Here is a 14,910-nt window from a genome sequence, read left to right as displayed (position 1 = left end):
GGTTTACCAACCTGCTGACGCAGTTGTTGGGGGATATTCGTACCCTGCTGTTGTAGTCCTGAGTCGAGGGCCGCTCCGTAGCTTTTTAGTTGCGGGGCGGCTTTCTCGTCTTTGCGTTGAGCCTGGCCAAATCTCTACCAATTTGCTGCATTAGGCTCTTACTTTGGAGAGCGTGAAGGGTTTCCTGCTCTCGCTCCCAGTCCTCAGCACTCATCACCACGAAAGCTTCTCCGGCTCGGCGCGTAACCTTGACCGGTTCATGCTGACTAATTACCTGTTCAACAACATTTTTCAGGTTACCTCTAAACTTGTTTACACTGATTGTGTCCATGAAGCACCTCTATGTGCGGATATTTCGTACAACTATGCATCATCAGCCCTAACGCAGTCATCAGGCTCGTTCTGGCTTTCGGCCTCCGACGGATGCCCCTGTCGGGTCGCCGTTTATGGCTGGCGTAAGGTATCTACTCTGCTGAAGCCTTTCGTTGCCGGCGTGTCCTTGGTGAGGACACCCAGCTATTCCTCATGATATCCAGCCGCCCCGGGCTGTTCAGCCGCAGTACCTGAAGTCCCATCTCCTCATTCTTCTGCTTCCAGGTTTCGTTATCCATATCCCGCCAGTAACGGGGCGGCCGGTTTGTTCGCCGGTCGTGTTCGGCGGTGACCGGGTCATTGGCGCGATGCTCTTCCCAGAGGGGAATGTCCGGCAGCGGCCGGCTGGTGTCCATGAAGTTCTGAAACATGTCCCACAGGGCGTAGCATTCCTCGGGGTTGGTTTTGCCGATCAGGGTGCCTATGGGGATCAGGATGTTGCGGTACCGGTGGGCCAGGTACAGGGTATGCACCACCCCGCCGCCGTGGATCAGTTCGTTGGAGGTGTAGGCATCGAACTCGTAAAACGGTGCTGACTCTTCTTCTGGCTGACCGGTTTTGCCCCAGACTCCTTTTTTATCGTAGTGAAAAACCGTCACCAGACCCGTGCGGCGATTGAGTTCCCACAGCGGGCCTTTGTCTGGCTTGATGAGCTGTCGGGGGAAGAGTTTGAACAGGGCGGTGGGGATGAGGTTGCAGGCGATAAGGGGCCCTACAAAAATGGCCAGAATTGGGATAAAAGCAATCAACATCTGGCCAAAGGTTTCGTCTGGTGGGCTAAGTCTCCAGTGGGAGAAAAAGCCAATTGTTACCGGCAGCATCATAAATGCGATGACAAAAGGGTTACCGAAGGCATTGAAAAACAAAAGGATGCGGGTTCTTAGTGCCGCCGTCGCATGGCGATAGCGCTCGTGGTCAATACGCTGGTGGAAATCAATGTTGGCGAAATGATTCGGCTCTCTCTCGAAACGTCTGAGCGTCGCTGGAGAATAATCCGCCCGATAAGACTGAGGGGCCACATCCTCTGTGTGGCCCCAGGGCAGTTTCCGGTCGGCTTTTTGGTTAAACCAGGGCAGTGCCGGATTGGCGCCCGGTGCCGGGCGTTTTTGTTGGGGGAGGCGTTCGGAATCGTAGGCCTTCGGGCCGTAATATCCCGATGAAGGTTTATCGGTTGTCATCCCGTGGCTCCCGGGTTGTTGAATTCGTTAATCCAGAAAAGCTGCTTTTTCTCGCTGAAGTCCGGCTCCGTATGCTCATTGTCTCTGGCGTCGTAAAGGGTTGAATCTTTGGGTGGCGGTGCGGGGAACGCGAGTTCCCGAATGCTCGTTTCCACACGGATTTGGGCTTTTGGTTGCCAGGAGTAGCTCACATTGCGGCTGCTGAAAGGGATGCCAAGGAACTTGGTGGTTTCCGCATGGCTGGCAGGTGTTCTGACAATGTATTCGTAGCCGTCCGGGGTGGCACCTTTCCGAATAATATGACTTTGTAATTCGCTTTCCGGAACTGGCTGGGTGGGCAGGCGAACAGAGTGATTGCCATCTTGTCTGATCGGGTGGCGAAGCAGTTGAAGTTTGAACGTCATTTGTTGTTCCGTGAAGCCGGTCAAGCCTGGAAGATTACTCTCAAGACGGATGAGATGTGTTGCCTGGGCAAGATCATGATTGGCCAACCCCTGGCGTTTCAGCGTTACGCGGGTGATTTCCGGAATCGGGTATATTGAAACCCGAACCTGAGAGAGCAAGTAGACCAGCCGGTACCAGGCTTCCGATGCGTTGTTGTCGCCTTGCAGATGCGGCAGTCCGTCATGCTCGCCGAAAGGGCCGTTTTTGAGCCAGTTCTCTATAGGTTCGTCTTCATAGTGAGCAACAAGTACCGCACCCCCAAGGATCAGGCAGAGACCGGCCCAGCCCAGAGGTCCCATACCGAGTAGAGTGAGTTGGGCGGGTACCAATGCGGAGAGTGTTGTCACCAAACCACCCACAGTAATGATGCCGTGACCGAGAGCTGCCTGATCCCCAGTGTTTATGGCGTAGATGGTGTCAGATAAGCTGATGCCGGTTAGGGCTAGTCCGCCAATGCCGCCGAGTAACATTTTCACCGTGAGAGCTTCTGCTCTGAAGATTTTTGCAATGAATTTGGAGCCTTCTCCTTTAAACCGGTGCTGAAGTATTGAAGCGATTCTTTTTCTGCTTGCCTCATTTGCAAATCGTTCTGAAAGAAGAATTAGCGCCAGTCCAGCTCCGTACAATGAGCTAACCGAGCCCGAGATCGCTCTCAGGCGCCCACGCTCCCTCGCAATCTGGTCTTCGTTACTTAGGGCATTCGCCACATTAACCGCCTCAATAGCCAACACCACCAATGGCAATGCCGGAGTATTCAGCACCCGGTGCAACCGGCTTCGCTCGGCAGCGTTGAGGTCCACCCGGTGGGCTTTCGCTTCGCCCTCCAGCTTGCGTATCTCCGCATTGATATCCCGAATCCGGCCGCCGGTCTGTTTCAGTTCGTCGATCACCTGATTGTACCGGCTCTGGGCCGCCTGCAACTTCGCCCTGAGTTCTTTGTGGTTGCCATTGGCTTCGGCCAGGGCCCGGCGTGCCAGGGTCAGCTGATTCTCGGCCCGGGTCAGTGCCTGGATAGCCTGGGTGGTGGGCTTGTCCCGGCTCAGGGTCCAAACCAGGGCTTTGCCTGCGGCGGGTGTTTGCGGGTTATAGCGTGCGCCGTCTGGCCCCAGGTCTTCCAGGCCGAGTACGTATTTGCCTTGGGCAATGGCGTCGCTCAGGGGCATTTGCCGTAAATCGGGCAGCATTTCCGGCATGGCGCGGCGTATACCTTCCATCGGGTTCGCCATGGCGGCAATGCGCTGGGCCATCAGGCGTTGCTGGATAGCCTGCCGGGTTTGGGCGTGTTGCTGTTCCAGCCGGGCACTGGCGTCATCGAAGTTTTTGAGGGCTTTGGCGGCGGCCTGTTCTTTCCTGAATGCTTCGTCGCTGTTGCGATTCATCCATTCCCGGCTGGCCGCGTCGTGCTCTGCTTTCAGGGCTGCGCGGCGCTGGGCCAGGCGGGTTTGTTCGTCGGTCAGGTTCTGGAGTTGTCGGTCGTTGTTCTCCAATGCGGCCATGGCGGAGCGGATGGACTGGTGCAGTTCACTGTGCGAGCTGTCCAATGCCTTCATGCCGGAGTTCATGCCCGCGAGCATCAGTGTGGTCAGTGCGCCGCTTTGAATGTCATCCGCTAAACGCAGTCCTTCCACCGTCAGTATTTTGCTCAAATCCTCCGGCAAATCCAGCTTTTCCAGGGCGGCAAGGGCGGCGCCCCGGAATACACCCGTGCCATCGTTGGGTTCGGGCGTTTCCGGGGGCTGGTAGGGTTCGGTTTGGCTGCCTGGTGTGGTTTGCGGCCACAACATGCGGGCGAGAGAGACTTCCTCTCTCGAGGCACTGGCGGCGGCCTGTTCGGTACACAGCGACCTTACCCAGGCTTTGCCGTCGCTGTCCGGGCTGGGCTGGCTGTGTTCCGGGTCCAGTGGGTCTTGCTTGCAGGCGGGCTCCAGAGTGTCGCTGATAAAATGCCCGGCGCAACGGAAAGCGCCGGCATAGTCGAAATCTTCGGTGCTGAACAGGTCCGCCAGGGCTTGTTGATAGGGCTGGCGTTTCAGGCATTGCAGCAGTTTGGCCTGGGCCAGGGTCAGGTAGTGTTGGCCCAGGATGCGCTCTTCGGCCATCAGCACCCGGCGAATCTTTTGCCGGCCGCTGGATGGCAACGCCAGCCTGTATTTGAACAGCGGGTTCTTCTGGCGACCGATCCGGCCCGGCAGGATGATCTGGTTTACCAGGAGGGCGTTTTCCAGTTGCGCATTTTTACGGGCTTTTTCGGCACACAGTTCCAGCAGATGGCGCGCCGTGTTGATGCGTGCTTGCTGGTGCCGCATCTCGTAAAAATGATCTTCAATGCGCAGGCCGCAAACGCCCCGGTTTCTCAAATCTTCAAGGGCGTCTGTCTGGCCATCGCTGGTTCGCCACTCATCGTAGCTGAATGGTCGCTTCGCTGGGGTTTCGCTAGCGCGGTCCAGATCTTTTTGAATCGCAATGCCGAGCGCGGCTGGCTCGGGGTGTTCGAAGGGGGCCAGGGGCTCGGTGCGCTCACCGGCATTCCACTCTTCATAAAGGCTGGCCGCCATATCCAGTGCTTTGCCGGCGTAGGTTCCGGTGGTATCGGCCAGGTACTCCCAGGGCCGCTCAAACTGCCATTCTTTGGCTGGTGCCCTGGGCCTTTGCGCTTCAACTTTGTCTAATCGGAATACGGTTCGTTTAGCGGCATCTGGCCAGCGGGCAAAGCCCATCTGGGGTTGGTCGGCGGGGTACAGGTCCCGGAACTGGCTGCACCGGTAATGTCGAAGCCCGGAATCGCTCTGCAGGTAATTCAGCCGCGCTGCAGAGAGGGGAGATTCGCTGAAGGCGGCTTCAAGGGACTGGTCCTGGCCGTCAAGGCGAACGGGTACCCAGACATCGGCCAGCGGTTTGCCCATGGCGGGCCGGCGGTCTTCGGTAACTTGTCCGTCTTCCGTGCGATGGTCCGCGAGCCTTATGTCGCGGAATTGCGGCCGGTTGCCTTCCCAGGCAATTTGCAGCTCTCGCCAGAGTGTGCCGTTGCGGAACAGATACAGAAACCCGGGGCGGGCGAGAGCTGGCCAGGTCAGGTGTTTGCCTTCGTGATTCATTCCCCGTACCCAGGCCATGGGCACGGTGGGCATCAGGATATTGGCGGTGGTTTCGGAATGGATGCTTTCGGGCGCCGGAGCATCTGTGAGCGGAAGGTGAATCGGCGTACCGGTTTCGACATCCACTTCCAGCACCGCCCGGCTGGCAGGCTGATTGCGCCAGGGCCAGATGTGCAGGGCGGATTCCGCGTTGCTGACCTCGCGCAGATAACTTTTCTGTATACCATCCGGCAGGCGCCGTGCAACCCCGGGGAACGGAGCTTCTGCCGTCTGAAAAACCACCGGGCGTTGCTCCTGGCTGTGGTTGTTGCCAAGCACAGCGACGATGAAATCACAGAAGGTGCAGGGAGGGCCGTCGGAAAGGCGGCTATGGGCCAGATTGCTCATGGTGACATTCCTTATCAATGGCTGAGAGAAGCTTCTTGCCTCAATGGGGTCCGATTTTATATGGCCCGGTTTGTGATGTCACATCAACGAACTTATCAGTTCCGGAATTTGTGATGTATGGCGAGCCCACTGTCTCGACGGCCAATGCTATGGCCGTCGAACAGGCCCACCATCAGCCTCATGGAACGACAACAACCATCAGAGGCCACCTATGAACCCCGCCGAACGTCTCGCCCAACCCCTCAAGCTCCCGAATGGCTCCACCTTGCCCAACCGTTTTGCCAAGTCCGCCATGAGTGAGACCCTGGGCACCATTGATAATCACCCCACCAAAGAGCTGGTTACCTTGTACCGGGCCTGGGCGGAGGGCGGCGCCGGTCTGTCGATTACCGGCAATGTGATGATTGATCGCCGGCACATCGGGGAGCCGCAGAACGTGGTGGTTGAAGACGAATCCGATCTGGAGTTGCTGTCGGCCTGGGCGCAGGCCGGGCAGGTGGGCGGTCGGCAAATCTGGGTGCAACTGAATCATCCTGGCAAGCAGAGCCCAAAGATCCTGAACCGCGATCCGGTGTCGCCCAGTGCGATCCCGTTCAAGAAAGAACTGCGAGGCATGTTTGCCACCCCGCGTGCGCTGACCGGGCCAGAGATTGAAGACATTATCCAGCGCTTTGCACGCAGTGCGGCGGTGGTGAAAAAAGCCGGTTTTGACGGAGTGCAAATACACGGTGCTCACGGTTATCTGGTCAGTCAGTTCCTGTCACCCCATCACAATCAGCGCACCGATGAGTGGGGAGGCTCTGCTACCAACCGCCGGCGATTTGTGCTGGCGGTGTACCGCGCTATCCGTGAGACGTGCGGCGACGGTTTCAATATCGGGATCAAGCTTAACTCGGCGGATTTTCAGCGGGGTGGGTTTACGGAGGAAGAATCGCTGGCGGTGATTGAGGCACTGGTGGCCGAGGGGATAGATCTGATCGAGATCTCCGGCGGCAATTACGAAAACCCGGCCATGGCCAGAGGTGGAGAGAATGGCGAGGTTAAAGCCAGCACAAAGGCACGGGAAGCCTACTTTTTAGAGTTCGCAGAGAAAGTTCGCCAGCTTACCGCAGTGCCCCTGATGGTGACGGGCGGTTTCCGAACCGAAAGCGGCATGGCGGACGCGGTAGCCAGCGGCGCTACAGATCTTGTCGGCTTGGCCCGGCCTCTGGTGGTGGAACCGGATTTGCCGAACCGGATCATGATGGGTGAGCAGGTGACCAGTGCCGTGCGGCCCATCAAAACCGGGATTCGCCTGATTGACGACATGGCCCTGATGGAAGTGAGCTGGTACACCCGGCAGATCGGCCGCATTGCCCGTGGCAAAGCACCGAAACAGCACGACCGTGGGATTCTGTCGTTAATGGAAGTACTCGCTGTAATGACCACCCGGGGTGTTCGTACTCGATTGCGGGCATGAGCTCAGGGCGGTACGTTCCTCCTGGAACGAAAAACCCCGGCCGAAGCCGGGGTGATTCTGAGTCAACGTCTAAAGGAAGTTAGAAGTTGTACTGAGCAGCGAACAGGATGCGGTTAGCATCGCCGTCTGTGCCGTCTACGTTTTCACGCTTCAGGTACTGGTACTCAACGCCCATCATGACGTTTTTGACCGGTGTCCACTGGTAGTTGGCCATCACGGCCTGGTTGCTTTCGCTTTGATCGCCAACGTCGGCAACGCCATCATCAACGGCATCGTCCCAATCAACTTCAACATAGCCATAGCCGATGTTGAAGCTGCGACCGCCGCCCAGGTTGATGCCGGCACCGATGGAGCCGCCGTAGCCGGAGAGGGTTTCAATGCTTCCGCCAGCCACATAGGCACTGGCGGCACCGAAGTCCTCGCCAGAACGGTACAGGTAGCTGTTGGCACCGTCGGTATAGGTCAGCGTGCCCTGCAGGGTGATCATGTCGGTCAGCTGCATTTTGGCAGCAACGAAGGTGGCGAAGCCAAAGGCGTCGTCATCGTTGGTGCCATCGTCGTAGCCAACTTGGTGGGCCAGCAGCGCGGCGCTGTAGGACAAACCGCCTTGTGACTCTTCAAACCGGGCGGTAAAGGCGGGCATGCCATCTTTCTTATGGTCTGAGTCCACAATAGAGTTCTTCGGCTGCTCCAAAGAGAACGACAGTGGGCCGGTGGTGTAGCGCGCTTGAGCCACACGGTTTTGAATACCCGCCAAACCAGGCAAAGAGTCGAAATCGAGGGTTGATGTGTTACCGACAAAGCTGTTGAAGTTAGACCAGGTTTGGCCCATCAGAACGCCATTGTACTCACCATACGCGTGACGCAGGCGGAGGTTGCCCGGACGGAAGTCGCCTTCAACGGTCACGCTCACGCCTTCTGGGGAAACAGTTTTGAAGCCCAGACGGCTTTGGAAAGCGTCTGCGCCAAAATGGCCGTCAGCGGCATCATCATTGCCGGCCAGGTCCTCGAAGGAGCCTGCGCGACTGCCGAACTGGCTTGCCTGATTGCTGTCAATGTCATAGCTGGCATTCAAGCGAGCGTAACCGTATACGTCGACCTCGTAATCCCCGGCACTGAAGCTTACCGCGCCAGCCTGGCTGGCTACACCAAACACCGCCGCCGCTGCTGTCGCACGAATGGCCATTCTTAACTTGTTGCTTTGCATCGTTGTTGTCTCCATGAACTATTGTTATCGGACCCACGAACAAGGTAGTTACGATTTCATGACATTTCAAACACAATCGGAATTTTTTTAGACCAATGTCTATAATCCGGAAGACGTTAATTTGGCGCATCCGGCTTTGACAAGTGGTCGTACGACCAAAGATGAAAGAGCTCCCGGGTATGCTTAAAAAAGAAACATTTGCTTTCCTTGATATCGAAACCACCGGCGGTAACCCGCAGCGAGACAGGATCACCGAGATCGGTATCCGGTTCTGGCGGGCGGGTGAGGTGGTTGGGGAATGGCAGGCGTTGCTCAACCCGGAAATCCGTATCTCAGGCTTTATTGAAAGGCTGACCGGCATCTCGAATGCTCTGGTGGCCGAGGCGCCTTTGTTTGCTGACATCGCGGACGAGCTTGAGCGGCAGCTAGACGGTGTCATTTTTGTTGCCCACAACGCCCGCTTTGATTACGGCTTTATTAAATCCGAATTCCGCCGGCTGGGCCGTGCGTTCAGTGCTCGGGTGCTGTGCACGGTCAGGCTTTCGCGGGCACTGTACCCGGAAGCCGCCAGGCACAACATGGACGCGCTTATCGCCAGGCACCACCTGCCTCAGGTGGAACGGCATCGAGCGATGGGCGACGTGTCTGCCATGCTGGCGTTCTTCGAGCATGCTCGGGCAGAGCATGGCGAAGGTGTGATCACTATTGCCATTCAGCGATTGCTACAGCGCCAGAGCACTCCGTCGAATGCACCTGCGGAGCTTTTCGCCGAACTGCCTCACTCACCGGGTGTCTATCGTTTTTACGGTGATAACGATGTGCTGCTCTACGTGGGCAAAAGCACCAACATTGCCCAGCGGGTGGCGTCGCATTTTTCTGGCGACTATCAGTCCAGCCGCGGTCTGCGCATGTCTGAAAGCCTGCGCCGGGTAGAAACCACCCAAACCGCCGGCGAGCTGGGCGCACTGCTGTTAGAGCTGAAACAGATCAAAACCCTCAGCCCGCTCTACAACCGGCGATCCCGAGCGGCCAAAAGCCTGGTCAGCATTGCGCTGCGCACTCAGGCCGACGGTTACCTGCAAGCAGAGTTGGTCCGGGAGATAGCCCCGGATCGATTGGGTGACTATTTCGGACTGTTCCGCAGCAAGCGGGACGCCCGGTCGGCCATTCGCGGTATTGCGGCCAAAAACGACCTGTGCGGTAAATGGTTGGGCCTGGAACCTGCCCGCCCGGGCCCCTGTTTTCAGCGCAGCCTGGGCCGCTGCAAGGGCGCCTGCGAGGGTGCAGAAGATACCACCCGCTATAACCTGCGCATGCAGATCGCCTTCCATGCCTTGCGCCTGAAAACCTGGCCCTGGCCGGGTGCTGTCGGATTGGTGGAAGAAAACCCGGACACCGGCCGCACAGACATTCTGGTGATCTGGAACTGGATACACATCGCCACTGTGCACAACGAGCAAGAACTGCAAGACTTCCAGCCCGGCCCGGAGCCGGTCACCTTCGATCTCGACTCCTACAAACTGCTGGTCAAAGCCCTGCTTGGCCGAGACCGCGAGCAGCATCGAATCATCCAACTGGCACCTTTAACGCAACCGGCTGTTCTTATGCCCTGAGTGGCGTATTATGGGTGCATTCACCCCGTCACTTAGCAATGAGTCACTGAGAGCGATACATGAACAGAGAACCTGTCTCCCGCGAACTGTTTGATGAAGTAATGGTGCCCAACTACGCCCCCGGTAACATCATTCCGGTACGAGGCGAGGGCTCCCGCGTGTGGGATCAGGAAGGACGGGAGTTTGTGGACCTTCAGGGCGGTATTGCCGTCACCAGCCTTGGTCATTGCCATCCGGGCCTGGTGGGCGTGCTGCACGAACAGGCCGAAAAAATCTGGCACCTGTCCAACGTGATGACCAACGAACCCGCCCTGCGCCTGGCCAAAACCCTGTGTGAGCAGACCTTCGCCGACCGCGTCTTCTTCGCCAACTCCGGCGCCGAAGCCAACGAAGCCGCCTTCAAGCTGGCCCGTCGTTATGCCTGGGATCACTACGGCCCTGAGAAACACCAGATTATCTCATTCACCAACTCCTTCCACGGCCGCACCCTGTTCACCGTCAGCGTGGGTGGCCAGCCCAAATACCTGGAAGGCTTCGAGCCAGCCCCGGGTGGTATTCACCATGCCGAGTTCAACAACCTGGATTCGGTAAAAGCACTGATCTCCAAAGAAAAAACCTGCGCCGTGGTGGTTGAACCCATCCAGGGCGAAGGCGGCGTAATGCCAGCAGACCCAGAGTTCCTCAAAGGCCTGCGCCAGCTGTGCGACGACAACAACGCCCTGCTGGTGTTCGACGAAGTGCAAAGCGGCGTCGGCCGCACCGGTTACCTTTACGCCTACGAAATGTACAACGTAGTGCCAGACATCCTCACCAGCGCCAAAGGCCTGGGCGGCGGCTTCCCGGTCGCCGCCATGCTCACCACCGCCGAAGCTGCCAAAAGCCTCAGCGTTGGCACCCACGGCAGCACCTACGGCGGCAACGCACTGGCCTGCGCTGTGGCCCAGAAAGTCATCGACACCGTCAGCCAGCCAGACATCCTCAAAGGCGTCAAAGCCCGCTCTGACAAACTGCGTAAAGGCATGATGGATATCGGCGAACGCTACGGTGTGTTTTCCGAAGTGCGCGGAGCTGGTCTACTCTTGGGTTGTGTGCTGACAGAAAAGTGGCAAGGCAAAGCCAAAGATTTCCTGAGCGCTGGCCTGGATGAAGGCGTGATGGTGCTGATGGCAGGCGCCAACGTAATCCGGCTCGCTCCCTCGCTGATCATCCCGGAAACGGATATTGAGGATGCGCTGGAGCGCTTTGAGGCGGCAGTGAAGAAAGTCGTTTCGTAAGAAGTTTTTGACGGCTGCCACAAGAGTAGGCGCTGGGCCGGGAACCCCTTTCCGGAAATTTCGAAGGCCAAGGATGGCCTGAGAGAAGCGCACATGGATGTGCTTGTAGCGGTTTCCGGAAAGGGGTTCCCGGTGCAGTGCCGGTCGCCGAACGCGGAACGCCAGCAGGAGCAAAGCATGTGGCAAGTAAGACCAGCCAACCCCGATGACCTGCAGCAAATACTCGATATAGCTGGCAGCCAAAGCGCCAGACTATCGTCCACGCTGCCCAACACCGAAACGGCCCTGGCAGAAAAAATCGCCCAGTCCCAATCTGACCTCGCCAGCCAAAGCAAAGACAACCGCCCGCGCCGACTGCTCTTCGTCCTGGAAAACACCGACACCGGCCAGATCGCCGGCACCGCAGGCATCGACACCCGGGCCGGCAACGGCCAACCGTTCTACAACTACCGCCGCGATTACCTGATCCACGCCTCCCACCAACTCAACGTCTCCCGGCGTGTAGAAGTACTCTACCCCAGCCACGCACTCACCGACCTCACCCTGCTGTGCGCCTTCACCCTCAGGCCTGAACTGCGCGAAACACCGGCTTTCGAACTGCTCTCCCGCGCCAGAATCCTGTTTATCGCCAGCCACCGCGACTGGTTCAGCAACCGTATAGTGTCCGAAATCCAGGGCGTCCAGCACAACGACGGCAGCGTGCCCTTCTGGGACAGCCTCGGCCGGCACTTCTTCAACATGGATTTCGAAACCGCCGACCGGCACTCCGGCCAGCTCAGCAAAACCTTCATCGCCGAACTCATGCCCCCCAACCCGGTCTACGTCACCCTGCTCAGCGAACCGGCACAAGCCGCACTGGGCGAGCCGCACCCGCTGACCCAGCCCAATTACAGCCTGCTGCAGCGGGAAGGCTTTCAAACTGGATGCTACCTAGACATCTTCGACGGTGGGCCGGTCCTGGAAGCCCGCACCGATAGCCTGAAAACCCTGGTGACCAGCCAGCAGAAAACCCTGCACGGCAGCGAAGGGCCCGACGGCGAAACCTGCCTGATCAGCGCCGGTGAGGGTGCCGGTTTCCGTTGCCTGCTGACCCCGGTGGCCGAAACTCTGGCAGACGACGTTAAAGTGCCTGTCAGCACCTGGCGCGCACTCAACTGCAATGCCGGAGACCCGGTAAGGATCTCGCCGTTATGAACACAACAAAGCAGTGGAGGCCATAACATGTTGGTGATCCGCCCATTGCAGGAAACCGATCTTGATGATCTTTACGGGATGGCCGAGAAGGCCGGTAAGGGGCTGACGACTCTGCCGGCAGATCGCGGTCTCTTGCAGCGCAAAATTGAACGTACCCGGGAATCCTTTAATCAGCGTTGTGCGCCGGAGGCCGGCCTGTACCTGTTTGCCCTGGAAGATACGGTCACAGCAAGAGTTGTGGGCATCAGCGGCATAGAGGCTCGGGTGGGCCTGGAAGAGGTATTTTACAACTACCGCCTGAGTGTCACCGTGAATGCTTCCCGGGAGCTGGGTGTGCATGTGCGAACGCCCACACTGCACCTGTCCAACGACATGACTGACACTACCGAAATCTGCTCTCTGCTTTTGGCGGGCGACTATCAGGGTGGGGGTAATGGGTTACTGCTGTCCCGATGCCGTTTCATGTTTCTGGATGAGTTTCGCAAACACTTCTCAGAAAAAGTATTTGCTGAAATGCGTGGCGTGTCTGATCCACAGGGGCGCAGTCCGCTATGGGATGCACTGGGCAGCAAATTCTTTGATATGGAATTTGTTCAGGCCGATACGCTGTCGGGCCTGGGTAACAAATCCTTTATTGCCGAGCTGATGCCCAAGTACCCGATCTATTTACCGATGCTGCCGGATGTTGCGCGGGCGGTCATCGGCATGGTGCACGACAACACCCGTCCGGCATTAAAGATGCTGCAGGCGGAGGGTTTCAATTTTAACGGTCTGGTGGATATCTTTGACGGTGGTCCTTTGGTCGAAGCCTTTGTGAGCAACATCCGGACGGTTCGAGAATCGATTAATCGCCATGCCATGGTGATTAATAAGCCGATCGATCTGGATGTGCCGCCGGAACACAGGGTGATGATCTGTAACCGGTCGTTCCGGGATTTTCGGGTGACCACTCTGCCTATCGATTGCATCGGGCCGGATGTCGTGCGCATACCCCACGATGTGGCGGAGGCCTTGTTGGTGGAATCCGGTGATCCGGTGCGTCTTGCACCCTTGAAGGAAGGAGCGTTATCACCCATGCATCCCTTAAGGGGGCAGGCCGATGAGGATGAGAAGATCCTCGACCGGCTTCGCAACTATCGAAGCCGACACGCTCAGGATTAGCAGCGCAGCCCTCGGCTTATTTCCGAATCGGAGGTGAACAATCATGGCAAATCTGTCAGGTAATCTATACATCGACGGACTCTGGATGCAGGGCCACGGGCTGCCGTTTGAATCGATACAGCCGGTCACGGGAGAGACTGTCTGGGATGGCAGTGGAGCCAGCCTCGAAGACGTGGATGCGGCTGTTCGGGAAGCGCGGGTGGCGTTCCTCAGTTGGCGCAGGAAGACGTTTGCTGAGCGCCAGGCGGTGATCGAAGCATTTGCGGAACAACTGGAGGCGAACAAAGAGAGCCTTGCGCATCAGATCGGTCTGGAAACCGGTAAGCCTTTGTGGGAGTCCCGCACGGAAGTGGCGGCAATGATTGGCAAGATTCCGATCTCGATCAGAGCCTACAACGAGCGCACCGGGCATTCGGAATCCGATGTGGCGGGCGGTCACGCGGTGTTGCGCCATCGTCCTCACGGCGTGGTGGCAGTGTTCGGGCCGTATAACTTCCCTGGTCACCTGCCCAACGGCCACATTGTACCGGCGTTGCTGGCCGGCAATACCGTGGTGTTCAAGCCCAGTGAGCTGACCCCCGGTGTGGCGGAAATGACCGTCCGGCTATGGGAGAAAGCTGGCTTGCCGGATGGCGTGATCAATCTGGTGCAAGGCGGTGCCGATGTCGGCAAATGTCTGGCCCGGCACGGCATGGTGGACGGGCTGTTTTTTACCGGCAGCTCCAATGTGGGCCATAAACTGCACGAGCAGTTCGGTGGCCAGCCGGAGAAAATTCTGGCACTGGAAATGGGTGGTAACAATCCGCTTATTGTGCAAAACGTGGCAGATGTGGACGGTGCCGTTCACCACACCATCCAGTCGGCGTTTATGTCGGCCGGGCAGCGCTGCACCTGCGCCCGCCGGCTACTGGTGCCCAAGGGTAAAAAGGGTGATGAGTTTCTGGCGCGACTGGTGGCCGTGGCCTCCAACATTCAGGTGGCGGAATTTGATGCCGATCCCCAACCGTTCATGGGTTCGGTGATCTCTGCGGAGGCCGCCAACCAGTTGCTGCAGGCCCAGGCCGGCATGCTGGACAAAGGGGCTGCATCCCTGCTTGAGATGAAACAACTGAAGCCAGACACCGGTCTTTTGTCCCCGGGTATTATCGATGCCACCGGCGTGGAACTCGACGACCAGGAATACTTTGGACCACTGCTGACGGTTTACCGCTACAAGAGTTTTGATGATGCTCTGGCGCTGGCCAATAATACTCGTTTTGGTTTGTCGGCCGGTATTCTGAGCGATGACAGAAAGCTGTATAACCGTCTGGTAGAGGAAGTGCGGGCGGGCATCGTGAATTGGAACCGGCCGTTAACCGGTGCCAGTAGTGCAGCGCCGTTTGGTGGTGTGGGTGCCAGCGGCAATCACCGGGCCAGTGCCTATTACGCGGCGGACTATTGCGCCTGGCCAATGGCGTCGCTGGAGGCCAACAAAAGCGAACTGCCTGAGAGCCTGTCGCCAGGCCTGACATTTGACTGACAGGAAG

The 14,910-nt window shown here is 58.0% G+C and carries 10 protein-coding genes; 6 read left to right on the top strand and 4 right to left on the bottom strand.

Going from position 1 to position 14,910, the window contains the following annotated elements; genetic code table 11:
* Window positions 1-85: 85 nt before the first annotated feature.
* From IBX51_RS07325 to IBX51_RS07315, 3 genes are all read right to left on the bottom strand, one after another.
* A complete protein-coding gene (locus tag IBX51_RS07325; protein ID WP_291830259.1) occupies window positions 86-331 on the bottom strand; it encodes a type II toxin-antitoxin system Phd/YefM family antitoxin in 246 nt (81 codons plus the stop codon).
* A gap of 133 nt (window positions 332-464) precedes the next feature.
* Window positions 465-1,550, bottom strand: coding sequence for a hypothetical protein (locus IBX51_RS07320; RefSeq protein WP_291830257.1), 1,086 nt, complete (start codon window positions 1,548-1,550; stop codon window positions 465-467).
* Window positions 1,547-5,476: an ABC transporter permease gene (locus tag IBX51_RS07315; protein ID WP_291830255.1), complete on the bottom strand. Its 3,930-nt coding sequence runs from the start codon at window positions 5,474-5,476 to the stop codon at window positions 1,547-1,549. The genes IBX51_RS07320 and IBX51_RS07315 overlap by 4 nt, the downstream gene beginning before the upstream one ends.
* 211 nt (window positions 5,477-5,687) lie before the next feature.
* Here IBX51_RS07315 and IBX51_RS07310 point away from each other — a divergent pair, with 211 nt between their 5' ends.
* Window positions 5,688-6,935, top strand: a complete 1,248-nt coding sequence (locus IBX51_RS07310) for an NADH:flavin oxidoreductase/NADH oxidase family protein (protein ID WP_291830253.1) — start codon at window positions 5,688-5,690, stop codon at window positions 6,933-6,935.
* A 79-nt stretch (window positions 6,936-7,014) separates the two neighbouring features.
* On the opposite strand, the gene IBX51_RS07305 is transcribed toward IBX51_RS07310, so the two are convergent.
* The gene (locus IBX51_RS07305; protein ID WP_291830251.1) at window positions 7,015-8,142 is read right to left on the bottom strand and encodes a porin; all 1,128 of its coding nucleotides are present in this window, start codon (window positions 8,140-8,142) and stop codon (window positions 7,015-7,017) included.
* Window positions 8,143-8,321: 179 nt separating this feature from the next.
* On the opposite strand from IBX51_RS07305, the gene IBX51_RS07300 reads away from it, so the two are divergent.
* The 5 genes from IBX51_RS07300 (at window position 8,322) to astD (ending at window position 14,903) form a co-directional block, all read left to right on the top strand.
* Window positions 8,322-9,755, top strand: a complete 1,434-nt coding sequence (locus IBX51_RS07300; protein WP_291830249.1) for an exonuclease domain-containing protein — start codon at window positions 8,322-8,324, stop codon at window positions 9,753-9,755.
* 59 nt (window positions 9,756-9,814) lie between these two features.
* The gene (locus tag IBX51_RS07295) at window positions 9,815-11,029 is read left to right on the top strand and encodes an aspartate aminotransferase family protein (RefSeq protein ID WP_291830247.1); all 1,215 of its coding nucleotides are present in this window, start codon (window positions 9,815-9,817) and stop codon (window positions 11,027-11,029) included.
* A 177-nt stretch (window positions 11,030-11,206) separates the two neighbouring features.
* Window positions 11,207-12,223: an arginine N-succinyltransferase gene (locus tag IBX51_RS07290; protein ID WP_367166345.1), complete on the top strand. Its 1,017-nt coding sequence runs from the start codon at window positions 11,207-11,209 to the stop codon at window positions 12,221-12,223.
* 27 nt (window positions 12,224-12,250) lie between these two features.
* Entirely contained in the window at window positions 12,251-13,384 is a 1,134-nt protein-coding gene (astA, locus tag IBX51_RS07285) for an arginine N-succinyltransferase (RefSeq protein ID WP_291830243.1), read from the top strand.
* A gap of 43 nt (window positions 13,385-13,427) precedes the next feature.
* The gene (gene astD / locus IBX51_RS07280; protein ID WP_291830242.1) at window positions 13,428-14,903 is read left to right on the top strand and encodes a succinylglutamate-semialdehyde dehydrogenase; all 1,476 of its coding nucleotides are present in this window, start codon (window positions 13,428-13,430) and stop codon (window positions 14,901-14,903) included.
* Window positions 14,904-14,910: the final 7 nt, after the last annotated feature.

Source organism: Marinobacter sp., from assembly GCF_014859525.1.
Taxonomy (GTDB): domain Bacteria; phylum Pseudomonadota; class Gammaproteobacteria; order Pseudomonadales; family Oleiphilaceae; genus Marinobacter.
The sequence above is the reverse complement of the archived record's forward strand: the minus strand, read 5'-3'. Positions and strand labels throughout refer to the sequence as shown.

Bases quoted from the DNA above. Each gene is read 5' to 3' on its own strand.
- IBX51_RS07325 (WP_291830259.1), bottom strand. From the start codon at position 331: ATGGACACAATCAGTGTAAACAAGTTTAGAGGTAACCTGAAAAATGTT.
- IBX51_RS07320 (WP_291830257.1), bottom strand. From the start codon at position 1,550: ATGACAACCGATAAACCTTCATCGGGATATTACGGCCCGAAGGCCTAC.
- IBX51_RS07315 (WP_291830255.1), bottom strand. From the start codon at position 5,476: ATGAGCAATCTGGCCCATAGCCGCCTTTCCGACGGCCCTCCCTGCACC.
- IBX51_RS07310 (WP_291830253.1), top strand. From the start codon at position 5,688: ATGAACCCCGCCGAACGTCTCGCCCAACCCCTCAAGCTCCCGAATGGC.
- IBX51_RS07305 (WP_291830251.1), bottom strand. From the start codon at position 8,142: ATGCAAAGCAACAAGTTAAGAATGGCCATTCGTGCGACAGCAGCGGCG.
- IBX51_RS07300 (WP_291830249.1), top strand. From the start codon at position 8,322: ATGCTTAAAAAAGAAACATTTGCTTTCCTTGATATCGAAACCACCGGC.
- IBX51_RS07295 (WP_291830247.1), top strand. From the start codon at position 9,815: ATGAACAGAGAACCTGTCTCCCGCGAACTGTTTGATGAAGTAATGGTG.
- IBX51_RS07290 (WP_367166345.1), top strand. From the start codon at position 11,207: ATGTGGCAAGTAAGACCAGCCAACCCCGATGACCTGCAGCAAATACTC.
- astA (WP_291830243.1), top strand. From the start codon at position 12,251: ATGTTGGTGATCCGCCCATTGCAGGAAACCGATCTTGATGATCTTTAC.
- astD (WP_291830242.1), top strand. From the start codon at position 13,428: ATGGCAAATCTGTCAGGTAATCTATACATCGACGGACTCTGGATGCAG.